At 70.2% G+C, this 1,019-nt stretch carries 1 protein-coding gene; it reads left to right on the top strand.

What is annotated here, in order from left to right; translation table 11 throughout:
* Positions 1 to 987: transposase (locus ACFC02_RS42805; RefSeq protein ID WP_376368483.1), on the top strand; the 987-nt coding region annotated here is incomplete at its 5' end.
* Between the last annotated feature and the right edge of the window lie 32 nt (positions 988 to 1,019).

Genomic DNA, 1,019 nt, shown 5'->3' on the forward strand with positions numbered 1-1,019 from the left:
GTGACCACGGTGTGGACCGACGGCCGCGTGTACTACCCGCTGCACGCGACTCCCTACACCCCCGCCCATCACTTCTCCCGCGGCCGGTCCGATCCGGCCTTCCATACGAAACCGCAGCTGGCTGCTGCCCTTGCGGCCCGCGGGAAGGAGGCGGGCTTCGGCCGCCGGGCGGTGGTCGCCGACGGTGCCTACTCCGTCAGCGACGACTGGTACCTCGCACTGCGCGAGGCCGGCCTGGCCTACGTGGTGGCCCTCAAGCCGCACCGCGGCACCTGGGCTCCGGCCGACCAGCCGCACACCCCCATCGAAGCCGGCCACGCCCTGACCTGGAAGGATGCTAAGCATCCGGGCGACTGGACGCCCGTGGAGCGTCACTTCCGCGACGGGCACACCGAGACCTGGTGGGCCGCTGACGCCCGCCTGGGCGGCTACGGACCCGACTCACCCTGCCGGCTGGTCGTGGCCACCACCGACCCGGCCAGCCTGCCGGAGAAAGCCACCTGGTACCTGGCCACCACCCTGCCCCACCCCGACGCTCCCCACGCCACCACCAGCCTGCACCCGCCGGCCGACCTCGCCGAGATCGTGCGCCTCTACGGACTGCGGCCGTGGATTGAGCAGAGCTACAAGCAGATCAAGGACGAACTCGGCTGGGCCGACTTCCAAGTCCGTTCCGACCGCGCCATCCGCCGCCACCAGATCCTGGTCAACTGCGCCTTCTCCTTCTGCTGGGACCAATGGTTCGCCCCACCCGAACCCCTGGACGCCACCGCGCCCGACCCGCACCCCGACGAGGGGCAAGAGAGGGGGACCGACCCCGTCCCACCAGCCCCAACGGCCCTGCTGGCCCAGGGCTTTACGGGCCATCCGTTCTTGGCTCACCCCCGCTGTCACCCTCACCCGATGGTGGCAAGCCTGGACGGACACCGACCCACCCGCCGAGCTCCAGGCCCTGATCGACGCGGTCACCAACGGACACGGCATTGACCTCTACCTCCGAATTTAACGAACTACCGGTA

It is taken from the genome of Streptomyces sp. NPDC056160 (assembly GCF_042268205.1).
In the GTDB taxonomy this organism is placed as follows: Bacteria; Actinomycetota; Actinomycetes; order Streptomycetales; family Streptomycetaceae; genus Streptomyces.